General features: G+C 70.4%; 19 protein-coding genes. 6 read left to right on the top strand and 13 right to left on the bottom strand.

Going from position 1 to position 18,751, the window contains the following annotated elements; all coding sequences use genetic code 11:
* Positions 1 to 8: 8 nt before the first annotated feature.
* Both ACQI46_RS09285 and ACQI46_RS09280 read left to right on the top strand, forming a co-directional pair.
* Positions 9 to 2,369: a DEAD/DEAH box helicase gene (locus tag ACQI46_RS09285; RefSeq protein WP_427093693.1), complete on the top strand. Its 2,361-nt coding sequence runs from the start codon at positions 9 to 11 to the stop codon at positions 2,367 to 2,369.
* Positions 2,370 to 2,378: 9 nt separating this feature from the next.
* Entirely contained in the window at positions 2,379 to 3,440 is a 1,062-nt protein-coding gene (locus tag ACQI46_RS09280; protein WP_427093692.1) for a PAS domain-containing protein, read from the top strand.
* On the opposite strand, the gene ACQI46_RS09275 is transcribed toward ACQI46_RS09280, so the two are convergent.
* From ACQI46_RS09275 to ssd, 8 genes are all read right to left on the bottom strand, one after another.
* Positions 3,441 to 4,643: a serine/threonine-protein kinase gene (locus tag ACQI46_RS09275; protein ID WP_427093691.1), complete on the bottom strand. Its 1,203-nt coding sequence runs from the start codon at positions 4,641 to 4,643 to the stop codon at positions 3,441 to 3,443. It abuts the gene before it with no gap.
* Between the two features lie 37 nt (positions 4,644 to 4,680).
* Positions 4,681 to 5,049, bottom strand: a complete 369-nt coding sequence (locus ACQI46_RS09270) for an Rv3654c family TadE-like protein (protein WP_427093690.1) — start codon at positions 5,047 to 5,049, stop codon at positions 4,681 to 4,683.
* Positions 5,012 to 5,269 (bottom strand): TadE family type IV pilus minor pilin, encoded by a 258-nt coding sequence (locus tag ACQI46_RS09265; RefSeq protein WP_427093920.1) that lies wholly within the window; start codon positions 5,267 to 5,269, stop codon positions 5,012 to 5,014. Before ACQI46_RS09265 ends, ACQI46_RS09270 begins: the two co-directional genes overlap by 38 nt.
* Before the next feature lie 68 nt (positions 5,270 to 5,337).
* The gene (locus ACQI46_RS09260) at positions 5,338 to 5,538 is read right to left on the bottom strand and encodes a DUF4244 domain-containing protein (protein WP_427093689.1); all 201 of its coding nucleotides are present in this window, start codon (positions 5,536 to 5,538) and stop codon (positions 5,338 to 5,340) included.
* A gap of 25 nt (positions 5,539 to 5,563) precedes the next feature.
* The gene (locus ACQI46_RS09255; RefSeq protein WP_427093688.1) at positions 5,564 to 6,130 is read right to left on the bottom strand and encodes a type II secretion system F family protein; all 567 of its coding nucleotides are present in this window, start codon (positions 6,128 to 6,130) and stop codon (positions 5,564 to 5,566) included.
* On the bottom strand, positions 6,127 to 6,912 hold the full coding sequence (locus tag ACQI46_RS09250; protein WP_427093687.1) for a type II secretion system F family protein: 786 nt from the start codon (positions 6,910 to 6,912) through the stop codon (positions 6,127 to 6,129). The genes ACQI46_RS09255 and ACQI46_RS09250 overlap by 4 nt, the downstream gene beginning before the upstream one ends.
* The gene (locus tag ACQI46_RS09245; protein WP_427093686.1) at positions 6,909 to 8,084 is read right to left on the bottom strand and encodes a TadA family conjugal transfer-associated ATPase; all 1,176 of its coding nucleotides are present in this window, start codon (positions 8,082 to 8,084) and stop codon (positions 6,909 to 6,911) included. The genes ACQI46_RS09250 and ACQI46_RS09245 overlap by 4 nt, the downstream gene beginning before the upstream one ends.
* Positions 8,081 to 9,178, bottom strand: coding sequence for a septum site-determining protein Ssd (gene ssd / locus ACQI46_RS09240; protein ID WP_427093685.1), 1,098 nt, complete (start codon positions 9,176 to 9,178; stop codon positions 8,081 to 8,083). Before ssd ends, ACQI46_RS09245 begins: the two co-directional genes overlap by 4 nt.
* 430 nt (positions 9,179 to 9,608) lie before the next feature.
* Here ssd and ACQI46_RS09235 point away from each other — a divergent pair, with 430 nt between their 5' ends.
* Complete coding sequence (locus ACQI46_RS09235) at positions 9,609 to 10,463, top strand: HAD-IB family hydrolase (RefSeq protein WP_427093684.1); 855 nt, start codon at positions 9,609 to 9,611, stop codon at positions 10,461 to 10,463.
* A 481-nt stretch (positions 10,464 to 10,944) separates the two neighbouring features.
* Here ACQI46_RS09235 and ACQI46_RS09230 read toward each other — a convergent pair whose 3' ends face one another.
* On the bottom strand, positions 10,945 to 11,736 hold the full coding sequence (locus tag ACQI46_RS09230) for an oxidoreductase (RefSeq protein WP_427093683.1): 792 nt from the start codon (positions 11,734 to 11,736) through the stop codon (positions 10,945 to 10,947).
* Between the two features lie 87 nt (positions 11,737 to 11,823).
* On the opposite strand from ACQI46_RS09230, the gene acs reads away from it, so the two are divergent.
* The gene (acs, locus tag ACQI46_RS09225; RefSeq protein ID WP_427093682.1) at positions 11,824 to 13,785 is read left to right on the top strand and encodes an acetate--CoA ligase; all 1,962 of its coding nucleotides are present in this window, start codon (positions 11,824 to 11,826) and stop codon (positions 13,783 to 13,785) included.
* Here acs and ACQI46_RS09220 read toward each other — a convergent pair whose 3' ends face one another.
* On the bottom strand, positions 13,786 to 14,442 hold the full coding sequence (locus tag ACQI46_RS09220; protein ID WP_427093919.1) for a serine protease: 657 nt from the start codon (positions 14,440 to 14,442) through the stop codon (positions 13,786 to 13,788).
* A gap of 197 nt (positions 14,443 to 14,639) precedes the next feature.
* On the opposite strand from ACQI46_RS09220, the gene ACQI46_RS09215 reads away from it, so the two are divergent.
* On the top strand, positions 14,640 to 15,143 hold the full coding sequence (locus ACQI46_RS09215; protein WP_427093681.1) for a phage holin family protein: 504 nt from the start codon (positions 14,640 to 14,642) through the stop codon (positions 15,141 to 15,143).
* A complete protein-coding gene (locus ACQI46_RS09210) occupies positions 15,143 to 16,102 on the top strand; it encodes an alpha/beta fold hydrolase (protein WP_427093680.1) in 960 nt (319 codons plus the stop codon). The genes ACQI46_RS09215 and ACQI46_RS09210 overlap by 1 nt, the downstream gene beginning before the upstream one ends.
* A gap of 28 nt (positions 16,103 to 16,130) precedes the next feature.
* On the opposite strand, the gene marP is transcribed toward ACQI46_RS09210, so the two are convergent.
* The 3 genes from marP to ACQI46_RS09195 are packed head-to-tail and all read right to left on the bottom strand — an operon-like array spanning position 16,131 to position 18,747.
* Positions 16,131 to 17,321 (bottom strand): acid resistance serine protease MarP, encoded by a 1,191-nt coding sequence (gene marP, locus ACQI46_RS09205; RefSeq protein WP_427093679.1) that lies wholly within the window; start codon positions 17,319 to 17,321, stop codon positions 16,131 to 16,133.
* Positions 17,318 to 18,100, bottom strand: coding sequence for an NUDIX hydrolase (locus ACQI46_RS09200; protein WP_427093678.1), 783 nt, complete (start codon positions 18,098 to 18,100; stop codon positions 17,318 to 17,320). The genes marP and ACQI46_RS09200 overlap by 4 nt, the downstream gene beginning before the upstream one ends.
* Positions 18,097 to 18,747 carry a TlpA family protein disulfide reductase gene (locus ACQI46_RS09195; RefSeq protein WP_427093677.1) on the bottom strand — a complete coding sequence of 217 codons (651 nt, stop codon included), beginning with the start codon at positions 18,745 to 18,747 and terminating at the stop codon, positions 18,097 to 18,099. The genes ACQI46_RS09200 and ACQI46_RS09195 overlap by 4 nt, the downstream gene beginning before the upstream one ends.
* Positions 18,748 to 18,751 lie beyond the last annotated feature (4 nt).

Raw genomic sequence — 18,751 nt, 5'->3', positions numbered from 1 at the left:
GGGCGGGTTTGGCAGAGGCGGTAGCCGATTTCGGCCGGGAGCTCCTGGCCTGCGCGGTGGACGGGACAGCCGCCGGCGAAGCGCCTCTGCGCCACGTCGCCGACCTCCCCGCGCGGCAGGCCGCGGTGGACTCGTGGCCGTGTTGGACCGACCCAGATGTGGTGCAGGCCTTCCGTGATCGGGGTGTCGCGGCCCCGTGGTCCCATCAGCGCGCCGCAGCGCAATTGGCCCGCGACGGCCGCCACGTGGTGCTCAGCACCGGTACCGCGTCGGGCAAGTCGTTGGCGTATCAGCTGCCGATTCTGACCGCGATGGTCGAGGATCCACGGGCCCGGGCGCTGTATCTGTCGCCGACCAAGGCGTTGGGCCACGACCAGTTGCGGGCGGCAACCGCGCTGACGACGGCCATTCCGGGGCTGGCCGACGTGGCACCGGCCGCCTACGACGGCGACAGCCCGACCGAGGTGCGTCGCTTCGCGCGCGAACGGTCCCGCTGGATCTTCTCCAACCCGGACATGATCCACCTGTCGCTACTGCGCAACCACGCCAAGTGGGCGGTCTTCCTGCGGAACCTGCGCTACATCGTCATCGACGAATGTCATTACTACCGAGGCATTTTCGGGTCGAACGTGGCGATGGTCCTGCGCCGCCTGCTGCGGTTGTGCGCACGCTACTCGGCCGCCGGCTCCGAGATGTCCGCGCCCACCGTCATCTTCGCCAGCGCCACCACCGCCGAACCCGCCATCACCGCATCGGAACTGATCGGCCAGACCGTGGTGGAGGTGACCGAGGACGGATCACCGCAGGGCGCACGGACCGTTGCGCTGTGGGAACCGGCGCTCATCGAGGACCTCGTCGGCGAGAACGGTGCGCCGGTACGGCGTTCGGCCGGCTCGGAGGCGGCGCGCGTGATGGCCGACCTGATGGGCGAAGGGGCGCGCACGTTGACGTTCGTGCGGTCTCGGCGTGGCGCGGAGCTGGTCGCCCTGGGCACGCGGGCCCGACTGGCCGACACCGCACCACATCTGGTCGAGCAGGTGGCGTCCTACCGGGCGGGGTATCTGGCCGAGGACCGTCGCGAACTCGAAGCGGCGCTGTCGGACGGACGGCTGCGCGGCCTGGCGACGACGAATGCGCTGGAGCTCGGTGTCGACATCGCCGGACTGGATGCCGTTGTGCTGGCCGGGTTCCCAGGGACGGTCGCGTCGTTCTGGCAGCAAGCCGGCCGGGCGGGCAGACGCGGGCAGGGCGCGCTGGTGGTGTTGATCGCTCGCGACGATCCCCTCGACACCTACCTGGTGCACCACCCGGCAGCACTGCTGGACAAGCCGATCGAACGCGTGGTGATCGACCCGGCGAACCCGTATGTGCTCGGCCCGCAATTGCTTTGCGCTGCCACCGAACTTCCGCTGACCGAAGCCGAGGTGCGGCTGTGGAACGCCGAGGAGGTGGCCGCCGCCCTCGTCGACGACGGGTTGTTGCGTCGCCGGCCGGCGGGATATTTCGCGAGCCCGGGCCTGGATCCGCATCCGGCGGTGGACATCCGCGGCGGCAGCGGCGGGCAGATCGCCATTCTGGAGGACGGCACCGGCCGGATGCTGGGCAGCGCCGGCGCCGGACAGGCGCCGGCCTGCGTGCATCCCGGGGCGGTGTATCTGCATCAGGGCGAGAGTTATGTGGTCGACTCGCTGGATTTCGAGGACGGTGTCGCGTTCGTCCACCCGGAGGATCCCGGCTACACCACCTTCGCCCGCGAGGTCACCGACATCAGCGTCACCGGCCAAGGCCAACGTTCCCGGCACGGCGACGTCACCGTCGGTCTGGTACCGGTGTCGGTCAGCAACACCGTCACGGGATACCTGCGGCGCCGGATGGACGGCGAGGTCATCGATTTCGTCGAGCTCGACATGCCGACGCGCATCTTGGACACCATGGCGGTGATGTGCACCATCACCCCGGAATTGTTGCAGGACAACGGGATCGATCCGCTGCGCGTCCCCGGATCGCTGCACGCGGCCGAGCACGCCGCGATCGGTCTGTTGCCGTTGGTGGCCAGCTGCGACCGCGGCGACATCGGTGGGGTGTCCACGGCGGTGGGGCCGGTCGACGGGCTGCCCACGATCTTCGTCTACGACGGCCACCCGGGCGGAGCAGGATTCGCCGCCCGCGGTTTCGAGGCCATCACCGACTGGTGGCGCGCCACGGCGGCGGCCATCGAGGCGTGCGAGTGCCCGTCTGGATGCCCGTCGTGTGTGCAGTCCCCCAAGTGCGGCAACGCCAACGACCCGCTGGACAAGGCCGGCGCGATCACGGTGCTGCGCCTGGCAATCGACGCAGTGACGGGGTTGCGCACAGCCGCGCCTCGGTAGGATCGCCCCATGAGCCAGGACTGGCTGCTCGTGGAAACCCTCGGCGCCGAACCTGTGGTGGTAGCCGAAGGCGTCCACACCCGTAATCTCATCCCGATCGGGACCCAGTTGCGCCGCAGTCCACATCTGATGGCCATCCAGACCGCGATCAGTGAGACCGTCCGCGCCGGCAGCGGGCTGTCCAGCATCACCCCGAAGAACGACTGCGTGATCCGCACCGAGGTGGTGCAGATGTCCGACGGGGTCATTCACGGTGTGCAGATCTGGGTCGGGGCGGTCGACCGCGAGCCGCCGCCCAGACCGCTGGTCGGCCCGTTGATCTGGGATCTGAGCGCGGGCACCGCCACCGACACCGCCGAATCGTTGCGGGTGGGCGGCTGGGACCCGAGCCGGCAGAGTCTGCAGGGCCGCGCCTTCGTCGACGACCTGCCGCGCCGGGACCTCAACCCGTACGAGGCCAAGGTGCTCGGGATGGTGATCAAACCCGAGCCCGGCGTGACGATCTGCTCCACCTGGGACGTCAACGACTATCAGGGGCAACCCATCACCGTCGGGTTCGTGTCGCGGTCGCTACTGGACGTCGGCGACGGCGGCACCGGCCGGGTGATCTGCCGCGCGATGAACTGGCGCAGTGTCAGCGAGGGCAACGGCATCCAGCAGAATCTGTTGGCGCAGCGGATCCTCGACGGGCTGGCCCAGCCGGGCATGCACCGTGCGTTGGTCGATCCGACGCATTGGACGTTGTTGAAGTGGCTGGACGACCCGCCGCCGTTCTTCGATTGGCGCGCCGGGATCCGCAGCGCGAAGGTGATTCATCCCGACGACCGCGACGTGACGGCGGCGATGGCGCAGCAGTTCGTCTCCGGACCGGCCACCGGCGTGGTGCGGTTGGCCGACCGGGACGGTTCCTGGACGCCGGTGCATGTCACGGTGCACCGCGTGGATCTCGAGGACGGCGTACTCGCGGGATTGGCGGTGCTGCGGGCGCCGACGCCCGAGGAGGTCGCCGAGGTGGAGCGGCGCGAGCCCCGTCCGGCCCGGGTGATGCCGGGGTGGCGCCGCAACCGCTAGTCAGTCGCGTTTGCCCTGGCCTCGGCCGTTGTCCTTGTCCGGCTTGTCCGGTTTCTCGGGTTTGTCCGGTTTGTCGGGCTTGCCGGCCGGCGGTGCGGGCGGGCCGGTCTCCACCGGCTGGACCACCGGTGGCGGCACGACCACCGGAGGTAGCGGCACCGGTGACGGCGGCGCGACGGTGGTGCTGGTGCTCGCGGGTTTCGCCGGCGGGGGCGAGGAGAACGGTTGCATCGCCAGCGCGATGCCGGCGACGAGGAACGCCGCGGCGATTCCTCCGACCAGCACCCACGGACGCGTCTTGGATCGTGCGGGCGGCCCGGCCGCAGGCACAGGTGGCGGTACCGGCGTCGGCATCACGCGGGTCCGCGGCGGTGCGGGGACCGGGACGGGGACGTGTCCGGCCAGCGCGGCGCGCATCTGATCGGCACTGGCGAAACGCTGCGCCGGGTCGCGCGCCATGGCGCGTTCGATCACGCCCGCCAGCAGCGGTTCCACATCGGGACGGCTGGCGGTCAGGGGCGGCAGGGGCGTCGCGAGGATCGCGTGGGCGACCGCCGCGGGATGGTCCTGCGGGAACGCGCGCCGCCCGAGCAACGCTTCGTAGGCGATGACGCCGACAGCGTAGAGATCGTCGGCCACCGAGGCGGGGGCACCGGCGAGCCGTTCCGGGCTCATGTAGCAGACCGTTCCGATGATCTGACCGGTCGCGGTATGGGTCAGCGTGTCGGGGGTCTTGGCGATGCCGAAGTCGCCGACCTTGAGACAGTCGCCGGTCGAGGACACCAGGATGTTGCCGGGTTTGATGTCGCGGTGCAGCACGCCGGCGCGGTGGGCGGCGTTCAATGCTGCCAGCACGTCGTTGAGCATCCCGCGGACCTGCGACGGGGTCATCGGGCCGCGCCGCATCTCGTCGGCCAGGGTGGTGCCCGGGAGCCGTTCCATGACGATGAACGGGCTGCCGTCGTGTTCTCCGAAGTCGTGGACGGCGACGATGTTCGGGTGCTCCAGGGCGGCCGCGGCGCGGGCTTCGTCGTGGAACCGGCGCCGGTGTTCGGGGGTGTCGTCGAGGCTGGGGTGCAACATCTTGACCGCCACCGGGCGGCGCAGCAACGTGTCGAAGGCGTCGCGCACTTCGGCCATGCCACCCCGGCCGAGGATGCCGCGGAGTTCGTAGCGGCCGCCGAGGATGTCGTGGCCGGTCATGGAGGGGGCGTAGCCCGCCTTACCCGGACGTAAACCCTCACGCCGGTCCGGCGCGGGCGGTCGCGCGCGCGGGGCCGGGCAACCATCGCAGGTGCACCGCCGCTTCGACGTCGACGGTGACGTCGAGATCGTCGATCCGGCAGTCCGACACTGTCGCCCGCATCGCCTCGGCGACGGTGCGGGCCGTGGCACACGCCGCATCGGGGCCCGCCGGCAACCGCACCGCCGCGCTGTAGGCCGCCAGATCGGCGGCCGCCTGGGCGCGGTGGCGGGCGACGGCGGCCGCACCGAGCGAGCCGGCCAGTGCTGTGACCGAGAGGACCGTCGCGATCATCGCCGCGGCGATGACGCTAGCCGCGCCGCGCTCGTCAGACGCCCGGCTCGACCACCGCGACGCTGCGCGCACTGATCCGGAGTCCGGGCAGCAGCCGCGAGGTTGCCGAGGCGGTGGCGGCCACGAATTCGCCGTCGGGCCATACCTCGATGACCGCGCCGTCCGGGGCGATCTCACGGGCCGCACGCATGCCCACCGCATGGTCGCCGCGGGCCGCGAGCCGCGCTGCCTCCCGCGCGGCGTCGATGCAGCGCAGCTGCATCGACAGTGCCGTGAGACCGGCCAGACACATCGCGAGTACCGCCACCAGCGACAGCACCGCGAACGCGGCCTCGACCGTGACACCACCGGCCTCACCGCTCAGACGTTGGTGTTCAACGCCCGACTGATGATGTTGGTCAGCGCGCTGACGATCGAGTCGCCGGTGACGACGGTGTAAAGGATCGCGCCGAACGCCGCGGCCGCGATGGTGCCGATGGCGTACTCGACAGTCGACATCCCTTCGTCGTCGACCGCGAGCACGATCATGCGTGCCTGCAACTCCCTCAGGTGTTCTTTCATCGGACATGTCCCCTTCCCTCTGTGCTCACAGCACTCCCGATCGCAGAACGTCGCCGGCCAGTCCGACGACGACGGGCACGATGCCCAAGCAGAGAAATGCGGGCAGATAGCACAGCCCCAGCGGACCGGCGATCAGCACCGACGCACGTTCGGCCTTGGCGCCCGCCGCGTCGGCGGCCTCGGCGCGCAACCCGGCGGCGAGGTCTTCCACGCCGTGCGCCAGGGCGGCGCCCGAGGCGGCCGACCGACGCGCCATGCGCAGAAACGCATCGAGGTGGGCGTGCGCCCCGTCGGCCGAGTCGTCCCATGCGCGTGCCGAGTCGGCGCCGAGCGCCAGCAGGTCGGACGCCCGGCGCAGCACCGCCGCCATCGCGGCCGGGGCCGTTGCGGCCACCGCCCCCGCGGCGGTCGACACCGCCATCCCCGAGCGCAGACAGGCTGCGAGCACGTCGAGTGTCGACGCGATGGCCAGGGGGTCGTCGTCGTGGGTAGGCCCGGCGACCGCGCTCCGTCGCGGCCGCTGCGCGCAGGCGCGGGGGCGAGGCCCGCTGAGCAGCAGCGACACCGCCAGCAGCACGGCCGCCCAGCTCATCTGAGCACGCCTGAGGTGATGCGGTCCGACCAGAGCAGTCCAGCGCAGATCAACGCCACACCGACAAGCAGCAGCAAGCCCCCGGCCGGCTCGGACACCAGAAACGTCACCGGCTCGGCACCGATCGCGTGGCCCAGGAACACTCCGAGTACCGGCAGCCCGGCCAGGATCGCCGCAGTGGCTCGCGCACCGGCCATCCCGGCTTCCACGCGGCCGCGGAAGCGTTCGCGCTCCGCGATGTCCCGGTGGGCGGCCTGCACCAGGGTGGCGATCGCCAGACCGTGGGTGTGCGCCAGATCCCAGCAGACCGCGAGCCGTTCCCAGTGTCCCGGCGAGGCCGATCGTGCGCCTTCGACGCGCAAACCGGCGGCCACGTCGGCACCGAGCATGGCGCGGCCTGCCACCGCGTGCAGTGCGTTCCCGATGCGTCCGCGCGACTCCCTCGCCGCCGTTCCCAACGCCGCCACGGGGTGGGCACCCACCCGCAGCTCACCGACCAGGACGTCGAGCGCGCCCTGCAGAGTCTGCGCGTCTCGGGCGCGTTCCGCGGCAGCCCGTCGCCGCCGTCCACGCACCGAAATGGTCGCCGTCAACGCACCGGCGGCCGCCACCGCCGTCCACGGCAGCCACACCGCAAGCGCCGCGCAGCCGACCCCCGCCACCACCCCGACGGGCACCCGAACCCGCCGACGCGGTGACGTCGTCAGCCCTGCGACACGGTGCCGCGCCGGCCCCGGGCTCACCACGACCGCCAGAGCCAGCACGAGCGCCGCGGCGCTCACGCGGGCCGCCTCGATCGCAAGAGGTCCTCCAATGCCTGCGCACCACAGTCGGATCCGGTGCCGACACGCCAGCTCGGCACCACCGCGACGGCGCCATCGTCGCCGCGCCGCAGCACCCCGATCTCGCTGAGCCGCCGGCGACCCGAGCGGTCACGCGTCACGTGCAGCACCACCTGGACCGCCGCGGCCAGCTGGCTGTGCAAGGCTGCCCGATCCAACCCGCCGAGCGCGGCCAGCGCCTCGAACCGGGCCGGCACCTCGGCGGGACTGTTGGCATGCACGGTGCCGGCGCCGCCATCGTGGCCGGTGTTGAGCGCGGCAAGCAGGTCGACCACTTCGGCTCCGCGCACCTCGCCGACGACGATGCGATCCGGGCGCATCCGCAGCGCCTGTCTGACCAGATCCCGGACCGTCACCTCCCCGACCCCTTCCACATTGGCGGCGCGAGCGACCAGGTTGACCAGATGCGGATGGCGGGGCGCCAGTTCGGCGGCGTCCTCCACGCACACGATGCGCTCATCGGCGGGTACGGCACCGAGCAGTGCGGCCATCAGCGTGGTCTTGCCGGCGCCTGTGCCCCCGGAGACGACGAAAGCCAGTCGCGCGGCGATGATCTCGTGAAGCAGCGCGGCAGCGTCGTCGTCGATCGCCCCGGACCTGCACAGCGCGGCGAGGTCCTGGGTCGCCGGTCGCAGGACCCGCAGAGACAGGCACGTACCCGCGGCTGCGATCGGGGGCAGCACCGCGTGAAGTCGCACGGTCAACGAGCCGCCGCCCTGGCCGCCGACGGTGCTCAGATGGCCGTCCACCCACGGCTGGGCCTCGTCGAGGCGTCGGCCTGCGCTGAGTGCGAGTCGTTGCGCGAGCCGGCGCACGGCGGCGTCGTCGGCGAAGCGCACCGATGTTCGGCGCAGTCCGGTCCCGTCGTCGACCCACACCGCATCGGGGCCGGTGACCAGCACATCGGTGGTGCCCGGCGCGCACAGCAGGGGCTCGAGGATCCCTGCGCCGACCAGTTCGGTCTGCAGTTCCCGCAGGCTGCTGAGCACTTCGGTGTCCCCGAGGACTCCGCCGGATTCGGCGCGGATGGCCGCCGCCACAACGCTGGGACGCAGCGGGGCGCCCTCCGCTGCGAGTCGCTCTCGCACCCGGTCGATGAGCGGCGATGTCATGCCGCCGCCTCGGGACGCCGCTGCAGATGCGGGTTCTGGCGCAGTACGTCGACCACGGTGCGCGCCGCAGCGGCCAGCGGACTGCGCCGCCGCAACCGCAGGCCGCCCCGCTCGAGGACCGGGTCGATTCCCCGTTCGGGACGCATCGATGCCAGCACCGGCAACCCGACGATGCGGGCCACGTCGACCGCGCGCAGGCCGCCCGGGGACGGGCCGCGGATCACCAGGCCGGTGTTGGGGTTGGCCGAGTTGACCCATTGCGCGGTGGCTGCGGCGGACGCGCTGGAACGGACGTCGGCCGGGGTGATCATGACGGTGAGGTCGGCCAGCGCGAGAGCGGTCTCGGTGGCCGCGATGGGTTGACGGGCCACGTCGCAGATCACCGTCACTCCGGCACGGCTGCCGGCGTCGATCACCGATTCGAGTGCCTCCGGGTTGATGTCGTTGCTGGATCGGTCGCCAGACAACACCCGGCTGCCGGCGAGTACCGCCACACCGTGGCGTCGGGGCAGCGCATCGCGCAGGGCGGGATAGTTCAGTCGCCCCCCGGTCAGCGAGAGGTCCGGCCACCGCAGCCCGGGCTCGGTCTCGCTGCCGAGCAGCAGGTCCAGACCGCCGCCGCAGGGATCGGCATCGACCAGAAGGGATTCCGCTGCCACTTGCGCGAGCGCGGTCGCGAAGACCGACGCGCCGGCACCACCTCGACCGGCCAGGACTGCCACGACCGGGCCGCGAGACGCGGCATCGCGGGCAGCGTCGGCTGCATCGGCCAGCACGCCCATCAATACGTCGGCCTGTGCCGGAAGGTGCAAAACCTGTTGCGCCCCAACTGCGACGGCGGCCTGCCACTGCGCCGGGCTGGGCATCGTCCCGTTGACCAGCAGGACGCGCGGTCGGCGCGGCAGCGCCTGCTCCGCGCAGCGCACGGCGGCGGCGTCATCGAGCAACACGGCCGCCGCCGCGGTCCAGGCCCGGCGACCGACCGGATCTGCGGACCGCACCATCTGCAGTCCGGCCGCGGCGACGACGCGTTCGATGTCCGCGGTCAGCACCGGGTCGTCACACAGCGCGAGGATGGCGTCGGAAGTGGGCATGGAAGCCAGCGTCATGGCTCCGGCGACTCACCCGAAAGCCCCCAGTGCCGCAGCGGGCGAAAGTTGGGGACGAAGTCTGATTTGTGGATGAAAAACGTTGCCAGCAGCCGAAAACAACGTTCCGCAATCACATAAGCGCGGTTGATCTATCCGGTTTGCGAATTTTTACCCCACAAAAGGGACGACCCCCGCCAGGGGGGGAGGAGGCGGAGGTCGTCGTGTATCAGCCCCGGGGGGTCGGGCTGATGCACACCCGGCATAAGCCGAGTGATGCCCACTATACACACGCGAAGGCGGTCCAGCGCAAGAGCGAAATGCCCAAAAGTGATGTAGATCTGGGAAAGGTTACAGTCGCAGACACCTGTCGTGAACTGCCAATTTGTACAGTCTGCCGACTTCTGTCACAGCTGCCGGCTCTATGCTGACCGATGTGACCGCATCTGAGCCGTCCACCAGCGCGTCCTCGATCGAGCCCGCCGCCGAGCCGGGGCGTCCCGTCCGTACCGCCGCGTTCTTTGATCTCGACAAAACCGTGATCGCCAAATCGAGCACATTGGCTTTCAGCAAACCGTTCTTCAATCAGGGTCTGATCAATCGTGGCGCGGTGCTGAAATCTGCGTACGCGCAATTTCTGTTCCTGATGTCGGGCGCCGACCACGAGCAGATCGACCGCATGCGCTCCTATATCACCACGATGTGCGCGGGCTGGGACGTCGAACAGGTCAAGTCGATCGTCGGGGAGACCCTGCACGACATCGTCGACCCGTTGGTGTTCGCCGAAGCCGCAGAACTGATCGCCGATCACAAGCTGTGCGGCCGCGACGTCGTGATCGTCTCGGCGTCCGGCGAAGAGATCGTGGCGCCCATCGCGCGTGCACTCGGCGCCACCCACGCGATGGCGACCCGGATGGTCGTCGAGGACGGTCGCTACACCGGCGACATCGCGTTCTACTGCTTCGGCGAGGGGAAGGTCGCAGCTATCCGCGCGCTGGCGGCGCGCGAGGGTTATGCGCTCGAACATTGCTACGCCTACTCCGACTCGGTCACCGACATCCCGATGCTCGAGGCGGTCGGCCACCCGACCGTGGTCAACCCGGACCGCGCGCTGCGCAAGGAGGCCGTGGCCCGCGGCTGGGAGATCCGGACGTTCAGCAGACCGGTTCCCCTGCGGGACCGCATCCCGGCGCCGTCGGGCGCGGCGGTGGCGACGACGGCCGCCGTCGGGTTCAGCGCCTTGGCCGCCGGCGCGCTGACCTACACGCTGCTGCGCCGCTTCGCGTTCTGAGTCCGCGAAGGTGCATCCACGGTCGTGATCACGCGGGTCCGACGACGCTGCGGGCACTTTCGCGGACGGCCACACAGTGATAGCTGGCGACCCCGAATAACGATCCGGGATCGCCGTGGCGCCAAGGACTTGCTGTGATCGCGGTCACGGAGTACAAAGGAACTACGGAAGACGGGCGAGGCCAAGGTCGAGCCGGAAGAGAAGGCTCCATCTCCCGACCCCGGACTCCTAGCACAGGTCCCGGAACCCACGCGGAGCACATACCGCGATAGAGGTAAAAGCGTTGCGGGCCTGCGTACTTGCGAACAACGGACGGCAGTGACCACCCTTTGGGTGGGGTGGTGGTCGTAACGCTTCGCAGCGACGCCGAGGCCAACCCACGCAACCCGATACGCACGCTTGGTAACCGGGCTCCCGTGCTTGGCGGGCGGCGCGCCGAAGTTTTTTCGAAGTACTTCGGACGCCGCCCGCTTCTTGTTTGCTACTGGGTCATCGACTGCGCGATGGACAGGGCTTCTCGCGCACCGGCGTGCAGGCCCTCGCTGTGCAGCACCAGCCACGCCGCCAGACCGTCGGGAGTTCCGGACGCGAAGCCGCGCGCCGCGGACTGGTAGTCGTTCGAGCGGCGCATCCAGTGCACCTCCGGCACACCGAGACCGTGCGGATCCAAGCCACTGGCAATGGTGACCAGACGCGACACCGCGCGCGCCACCACGCCGTCGGCACTGCCGAACGGAGCCAACGTCAGCAGCTCCCCGTGCGCGACGGCGGCCAGCACCGCCGCCGGTACCCGCGTCGCGCCGGTCACCAGCGCGGCCAGCATCTCCAGCCGGGGGCCGACGTCGGGGTCGGACCGGGGCCGGCCCAGCGCGTCGTCGTCGACGAGATCGGCGGCGGCCAGCGAATGCAAGCGTGCCAGTGCCTGCAGCGGCGCACGCCGCCACACACCTACCAGCGCGCCCTCGCCGCCTTCGAGCGCCTCGGCCACCCGCAGCGCGCCCGCCAGCACCGGGTCGGTGCCCTCGGCGGGGAACTGCAGCGCGCCGCCGTCGAGCACCGACGACGCCCGCGCGGCGCGCAGCGCGGCCTCGGCGGCGGTCTTGGGCCAGCCGCGGAGATTGGTGCGGTGCCGGTGGGCACGGCCGAGCGCTTCGCGCGCCTCCTCGGCGGCGTCTGCGACTCCGCGCAATTCGGTCAGCGGCGCCAACGGGTCTCGGCCGGGGCTGCTCGTCACGCCCGCACACGCTAGCCGACCGCTGACCCGGCCAGCCATCACGTTCGTCGCGGCCGGCCTGCCGTCCGCAGCTCCAGTTACGAGTTGGTCGTTTCAGCAGAGCGCGAAGTGACTACCCTCACAACTATGACCGAGACGCACGTCGATATCCCGTCGTCCTACCCCCCACCGGCCGAGTTCGTCGAGCACGCCAACGCCACCGAGGCGCTCTACGACCAGGCCGAGGCCGACCGGCTCGAGTTCTGGGCCGAGCAGGCGCGACGGCTGGACTGGGAAACCCCGTTCACCGAGGTGCTCGACTGGTCGGAGGCACCGTTTGCCAAGTGGTTCGTCGGCGGCAAGCTCAACGTGGCCTACAACTGCGTCGACCGCCACGTCGAGGCCGGCAACGGCGACCGGGTCGCGATCCATTGGGTCGGGGAGCCCGTCGACGACGCTCGCGACATCACCTATGCCGAGCTCAAGGACGAGGTCTGCCGTGCGGCGAACACGTTCACCGAGCTGGGGCTGACGGCCGGTGACCGCGTGGCGATCTACATGCCCATGGTTCCGGAGGCCATCATCGCGATGCTGGCGTGCGCGCGGCTGGGCGTCATGCATTCGGTGGTGTTCGCCGGGTTCTCCGCCAGCGCGTTGAAGGCCCGTATCGACGACGCGCAGACCAAGCTCGTGATCACCACCGACGGGCAGTTCCGCCGCGGCTCGGCGGTGTCGCTGAAGACCGGCGTCGACGAGGCCATCGAGGGGCTCGGCGATGCCAGCCCCGTCGAGCACGTGCTGGTGGTGCGCCGCACCGGCATCGACACCCCGTGGACCGAGGGCCGGGACATGTGGTGGGACGAGGTGGTGCCCAAGGCCTCCACCGAGCACACCTGCGAGGCGTTCGATTCCGAGCATCCGCTGTTCCTGCTTTATACCTCCGGCACGACCGGCAAGCCCAAGGGCATCGTGCACACCTCCGGCGGCTACCTGACCCAGTCGGCGTACACCCACTACTACGTCTTCGACGTCAAGCCCGACAAGGACGTGTACTGGTGCACCGCCGACATCGGCTGGGTCACCGGGCACACCTACATCGTGTACGGGCCGCTGGCCAACGGCGTGACGCAGGTGGTCTACGAGGGCACCCCGGCGTCTCCCACCGAACACCGCCACTTCGAGATCATCGAGAAGTACGGCGTGACGATCTACTACACGGCGCCGACGCTCGTCCGTACCTTCATGCGGTGGGGTCGCCAGATCCCGGCCGAGCACGACCTGTCGTCGTTGCGGCTGCTCGGCTCGGTCGGTGAGCCGATCAACCCGGAGGCGTGGCGCTGGTACCGGATGGCGTTCGGCAAGGACAAGACCCCGGTCGTCGACACCTGGTGGCAGACCGAGACCGGCGCGATCATGATCTCGCCGCTACCGGGGGTGACCTCGTGCAAACCGGGGTCGGCGATGCGTGCCCTGCCCGGCATCTCGGCCAAGATCGTCGACGACGACGGCAAGCAGCTGGATCCGAGCCCCGACCACGGCGAACACGAGACCGGCTATCTGGTGCTCGACAAGCCGTGGCCGGCGATGCTGCGCGGCATCTGGGGCGACCCCGAGCGGTTCAAGGAGACCTACTGGTCGCGGTTCGCCGAGCAGGGTTGGTACTTCGCCGGTGACGGCGCGCGCTACGGCAGCGACGGCGAGATCTGGGTGCTCGGGCGCATCGACGACGTCATGAACATCTCGGGGCACCGCATCTCGACCGCCGAGGTGGAGTCGGCGCTGGTCGGGCACTCCGGGGTGGCCGAGGCCGCGGTGGTCGGGGCGACCGACGAGCACACCGGTCAGGCGATCTGCGCGTTCGTGATCCTCAAGTCCAGTGCGCACGGTGGTGAGGAGAACATGGTCGACGAGCTGCGCGCCGAGGTCGCCCGCGAGATCTCCCCGATCGCCAAGCCGCGGGAGATCCATGTGGTGCCGGAGCTGCCCAAGACCCGGTCCGGCAAGATCATGCGCCGGCTGCTGCGCGACGTGGCCGAGGGCCGGGAGCTCGGTGACACCTCGACGCTGGTCGATCCCAGCGTGTTCGAGGCCATCCGCCAGAGCAAATAGCTACCGGACCGGGGTGAACCCGGTGCCGGGCCGGCCCTTGGCGGTGATGTCGCCGAGCTGGGTGTTGAACGACATCGTCACCGCCGGGGTGTGCAGCGGGATGTACTTGAGGACGCACGTCGGCAGTTCCTCGGAGAACGCGCCGTGGATCATGCCGACGAGCCGGTTGTTCACGGTCACCGGGGCACCGGAGTCGCCGGGCTGCCCGCACACCTGGTTGACGATCGTGCCCGGCTCCTTGCCCGGTCCCCACGTGACGCCGCACGAGTAGCCGGTGGTGCGGCCGAGCTTGCAGGCGACGTCGCCGAACCGCGGATCGGGCGCCAGGCCGTCGATGCGGAACCCCTTGACCTCGCTGACCGGGTTGACCTTCTGCGGGTCGAACTCGATGACGGCGTAGTCGAGGATGTCGTTGCCGGCCACCATGCGTCCGACGGGCCCGGCCGCTTCGGCGCCTTCGGCGGCCACCACCGCTCCCGGACCTCCGCAGTGCGCCGAGGTGAACCCGACCAGGCTGCCGCGGTTGTCGGTGCCGATCGCGGTCAGCGTGCACAGCGTCTCGCCGTTGACCACCAGACCGGATCCGCCGCCCAGCGTCACCGCGGGCGCCGCGGCGGCCGGGACGACGCCGAATGTCGCCCACGCGGCCACCGCCACGACGAGCGCGCGAAGGACACGACAGCGGCCGCCGATGTTCACGAATGAAACCCCAATCGATGTGCCCGACCCGCCATCTCCTGCAACGTCGGCAGTCTAACGTCACTGCGGCCTCGTTCAGCGGTACGCCACATGGCACCATGAACCAAACCGATGGCCATGAACCGCGCCTCAGTTCCGGCGGGAAGGAAGATTGCGTGAGCGATCGTAAGAACGGCGTGCCCGACACCGTGACATCGATACCGCTGGTGGACCCGCACGCCCCGAAGCCAGACCCGTCGATCGGCGACCTGGTCAAGGACGCGACCGCTCAGGTGTCGACGCTGGTGCGGGCCGAGGTGGAGCTGGCCAAGGCGGAGATCACCCGCGACGTGAAGAAGGGTCTGACCGGCAGCGCCTTCTTCATCGCCGCGCTGGTCACGCTGTTCTACTCGACGTTCTTCCTGTTCTTCTTCCTCGCCGAACTGCTCGACGAGTGGCTGTGGCGCTGGGCGGCGTTCCTGATCGTGTTCGGCATCATGGTCGTCGTCACCGGCATCCTGGCCCTGTTCGGCTATCTGAAGGTGCGACGGATCCGCGGGCCGCGCAAGACCATCGAATCGGTCCGGGAGCTGCCCGAGGCGCTGACGCCGGGCGCGGACAAGCGGGCCGTGGCGACGACGGACGGTAAGCAGGCGACGGCCGACCCGTCCGGCTGGTAATGGCCCCGCCCGACCCGTCGGTCGTCCGCATCGACGGGCCGTGGCGGCATCTCGATGTGCACGCCAACGGCATTCGGTTCCATGTCGTCGAGGCCGAGGGCGCTTCCGGCGCCCTCGACGGTTCCCGGCGGCTGACCGATCGACCGCTGGTCATCCTGCTGCACGGGTTCGCGTCGTTCTGGTGGTCGTGGCGTCACCAACTGCGGGGGTTGTCCGGTGCGCGGGTGGTCGCCGTCGACCTGCGCGGCTACGGCGCCAGCGACAAACCGCCCCGCGGTTACGACGGGTGGACGCTGGCCGGCGACACCGCCGGTCTGGTGCGGGCTCTGGGCCACAACTCCGCGACGCTGGTCGGCCACGCCGACGGCGGTCTGGTCTGCTGGGCCACCGCGGTCCTGCACCCGCGCGCGGTTCATGCGATCGCGGTGGTCAGTTCACCGCATCCGGCGGCCCTGCGGAGCTCGGCGTTGCGGCGCGGCGACCAGGGCCGGGCGTTGCTGCCTTGGATGCTGCGCTATCAGGTGCCGCGTTGGCCGGAGCGTGTTCTGACCCGCGACGACGCGGCGGAGGTGGAGCGGCTGGCGCGGTCCCGCGCCGGCTCGGGATGGCCGGCGACGGAGGACTTCGCGCAGACCATGTCCCATGCGCGGCGCGCCATCCAGATCCCGTCGGCGGCGCATTCGGCGTTGGAGTATCAGCGGTGGGCGGTGCGTAGCCAGTTGCGTGCCGAGGGTCGACGGTTCATGCGCTCGATGAAGCGCCCGATCTCGGTTCCGGTGCTGCATCTACGCGGGGACGCCGACCCTTATGTGTTGGCCGATCCGGTGTACCGCACGCAGCACTACGCGCCGCATGGCCGCTATGTGTCCATCGACGGCGCCGGGCACTTCGCGCACGAGGAGGCCCCGGAGACGGTGAATGCGCAGCTGTCGAGGTTCCTGCGGCAGATCTACGTGTGATCAGCCGGACCTGATCAGCCGGTCCCGATCAGCCGTTGATGCAGGTGCCGGTGGGCACCGTTTCCCGGTTGCCGACCTTGGCCATCTGGCGCGAGACCTCGTCGGCGGTCAGCACGAAGCCGGTGTCCTTGTCATCGACGGCGGCGCCGAACACCACGCCGAGCACCTTGCCGCCGCGGTTGACCATGGGACCGCCGGAATTGCCCTGCGCGACCTCGCCGCGGATGGTGTACACCGTGCGCGTGACGGTCTTGGTGCGGTAGATGTCGGGGCCGTTGAGCTGGATGACCTCGCGCACCCGGGCGGGGGTGGCGCGGAAGTCGCCGCCGCCGGGGTAGCCCATCACGATGCCGTCGGTGCCCGACGGGGCCTCGCCTTCGACGAACTGCAGCGGCGCAGCGGTCAGCTCGGGGACGTCGAGGATGGAGATGTCGGCGTCGGGGTCGTATGACACGACGCTGGCCTGGTAGGACTGGCCGTCGACTTCGACGGTGACGCTGTCGGATCCCGCGACGACGTGCGCGTTGGACATCACGCGTTGCGGGGAGACGACGAAGCCGCTGCCCTCGAGCATCTTCTGGCAGCTGTTGGCCACGCCCTGCACCTTCACGACGCTGGAGCGGGTGACGCCGACGACCGCAGAGGTCGCCAGTGAGGCGTCCGGCGCCTCGACCTCGGCCACCTGTGTCGGGCCGAACGGTTTGAGCACGTCGTGCAGGCCGGCGGTCTCCCACAGCGACGACAGCCGGTCGGGCACCGACCGCAACCAGTCGGGCGCGACGGCGTCGACTTCCTGGATCACCCGGGAGTCGCGGACCGCGGCGGCCAGGTTGGGCTGCGGCGACGACATCAGCGCGGTCCCGAGCAGCCAGGATGCCGTCAGCACCAGGACGAGCTGGACGGCCACCCCGACGACGGAGTCGGCGACGCGCAGGCCGGGGTTGCGGATGGCGCCGCGGACGGCCCGTCCGAGCACCACACCGGCGATCTCGCCGATCACCACCAGGGTGAGGATCAGGAACAGCGTGACGAACAGCTTGGTACGCGGCCCGTCGATGAGGTCGACGATGTGCGGAGCCAGCAGTACACCGGCCACCGCGCCGAGCGCGACACCGATCAAGGCCAGCAGGGAACCCGGCGCCCCGGATCGCCAGCCAGATACGGCGGCAACGAGCGCTACGGCGAGTACGGCTATGTCCAGCCACTGTGACGCGGTCATCGTTGGGCTTCACCGTAACTGCCGTCGAGGTCCAGGAGCTTCATTGCCTCGTCGAGTTCGTGGACGTTGTCGACGTCCCAGTCGGTGGCCCAGCCCGCGACGTCGAGCATCGCGGAGATCACCTGGCCGGTGAAACCCCACACCAGCATCTCGTTGAGCAGAAATGCCGGCCCGGCGCTGCGTCGCGTATTTTCCTTGCGGTACACCATGATTCGGTTCTCGGGGTTGACGAACGCCCGCACCGGGACGCGGGCGACGATCGCGGTTTCCCCTTCGTCGACGACGGCGACGGGCCCGGGGTCCGGCGAGTACGCGAGTACCGGGACGACGTGGAAACCCGAGGGCGGGATGAACATTTTCTCCAGCGTGGCGAGCGGGTGCAGCCGGGTGCTGTCCAGACCGGTCTCCTCGGTGGCCTCCCGCAGCGCGGTGTCGACGGGGCTGCGGTCCTCGGGGTCGGCGGCGCCGCCGGGGAACGCGGCCTGACCGGCATGGTGGCGCAGTGTGGACGCGCGCACGGTGACCAGCAGGTCGGCGTCGTCGGGCAGCTCGCCCGGGGATCCGTCGCGCGGTCCGGAGAACAGCACCAGCACCGCGGCGTCGCGTCGGGTCCCGGTCACCGCTGCGGTGGCGTTGGCTGTCGTCAGCGCGGCGAGCACCTCGGCGGGCACCCGCCGGCGGTAGGCGCTGCGGACGGCGTCCGGTCGTTCCACCAGTGGGGCCAGCCACGCCGGGGACGCGTCCGGGCTCAGCTCACCGGCATCGTCGCCCCAGGTCACACACCCATTCCGATCGTCGGCTGAACCGCTTCGGCGATTTCATCGGCGGTCGCGAATGACCGAGGCAGGATTTCGGCCACGCTACCGTCTGCGCGCAGCACGACGGTGGCGGGCATGACGTTGGGGACGCGCAGCGCCGCGGCGATCGCGCGGCGGCCGTCCTGCAGCGTCGGCAGATGCACGTCGAGTTCGGCGAGTCGCAACAGTGCGGCCTGTTCGTTCTCGTCCTGATGCACCGTCAGGACGGTCACCTCCGGTCCGACGCGGCGTTGGAACTCGGCCATGGCCGGCAGTTCGTCGGTGCAGGGTCCGCACCAGTAGGCCCACAGGTTCACCACGGCCGGGCGGCCGGCCAGAGCGGCCGCGACGTCGACGCGGGATCCGTCGCCGGCACATTCGAGGACCAGTCCGCGCAGGGCCTCGGGTCCGGGACCGGATCCGGCCGGCGGGCACGGCGCCAGGTCGGCTCGGCGGCGCGGCTCGGCGAGCGCTTCGGGCGTGTCGGCATCGCGGCGGTCGCGCGCCGACGTGGTTTCCGTCGACGCGGTCCCGGCGTCGCGGTCACCACCGAGTTCGGTCCACAGCGCGGCGGCCAGCGCCATGACGACGACCAGCGCGACGACGCTCCAACGGGCGGACGTACTCATGCCA

Origin of the sequence: Mycobacterium sp. SMC-4, from assembly GCF_050205565.1 — a bacterium.
In the GTDB taxonomy this organism is placed as follows: Bacteria; Actinomycetota; Actinomycetes; order Mycobacteriales; family Mycobacteriaceae; genus Mycobacterium.
This window is presented reverse-complemented; position numbering and strand designations above follow the sequence as displayed.

What these genes read in the sequence shown, in the direction of transcription:
- ACQI46_RS09280 (WP_427093692.1), top strand. Translation starts at nt 2,379, where the DNA reads ATGAGCCAGGACTGGCTGCTCGTGGAAACCCTCGGCGCCGAACCTGTG.
- ACQI46_RS09275 (WP_427093691.1), bottom strand. Translation starts at nt 4,643, where the DNA reads ATGACCGGCCACGACATCCTCGGCGGCCGCTACGAACTCCGCGGCATC.
- ACQI46_RS09265 (WP_427093920.1), bottom strand. Translation starts at nt 5,269, where the DNA reads ATGTGTCTGGCCGGTCTCACGGCACTGTCGATGCAGCTGCGCTGCATC.
- ACQI46_RS09260 (WP_427093689.1), bottom strand. Translation starts at nt 5,538, where the DNA reads ATGAAAGAACACCTGAGGGAGTTGCAGGCACGCATGATCGTGCTCGCG.
- ACQI46_RS09255 (WP_427093688.1), bottom strand. Translation starts at nt 6,130, where the DNA reads ATGAGCTGGGCGGCCGTGCTGCTGGCGGTGTCGCTGCTGCTCAGCGGG.
- ACQI46_RS09245 (WP_427093686.1), bottom strand. Translation starts at nt 8,084, where the DNA reads ATGACATCGCCGCTCATCGACCGGGTGCGAGAGCGACTCGCAGCGGAG.
- ssd (WP_427093685.1), bottom strand. Translation starts at nt 9,178, where the DNA reads ATGCCCACTTCCGACGCCATCCTCGCGCTGTGTGACGACCCGGTGCTG.
- ACQI46_RS09230 (WP_427093683.1), bottom strand. Translation starts at nt 11,736, where the DNA reads ATGGCTGGCCGGGTCAGCGGTCGGCTAGCGTGTGCGGGCGTGACGAGC.
- acs (WP_427093682.1), top strand. Translation starts at nt 11,824, where the DNA reads ATGACCGAGACGCACGTCGATATCCCGTCGTCCTACCCCCCACCGGCC.
- ACQI46_RS09210 (WP_427093680.1), top strand. Translation starts at nt 15,143, where the DNA reads ATGGCCCCGCCCGACCCGTCGGTCGTCCGCATCGACGGGCCGTGGCGG.
- marP (WP_427093679.1), bottom strand. Translation starts at nt 17,321, where the DNA reads ATGACCGCGTCACAGTGGCTGGACATAGCCGTACTCGCCGTAGCGCTC.
- ACQI46_RS09195 (WP_427093677.1), bottom strand. Translation starts at nt 18,747, where the DNA reads ATGAGTACGTCCGCCCGTTGGAGCGTCGTCGCGCTGGTCGTCGTCATG.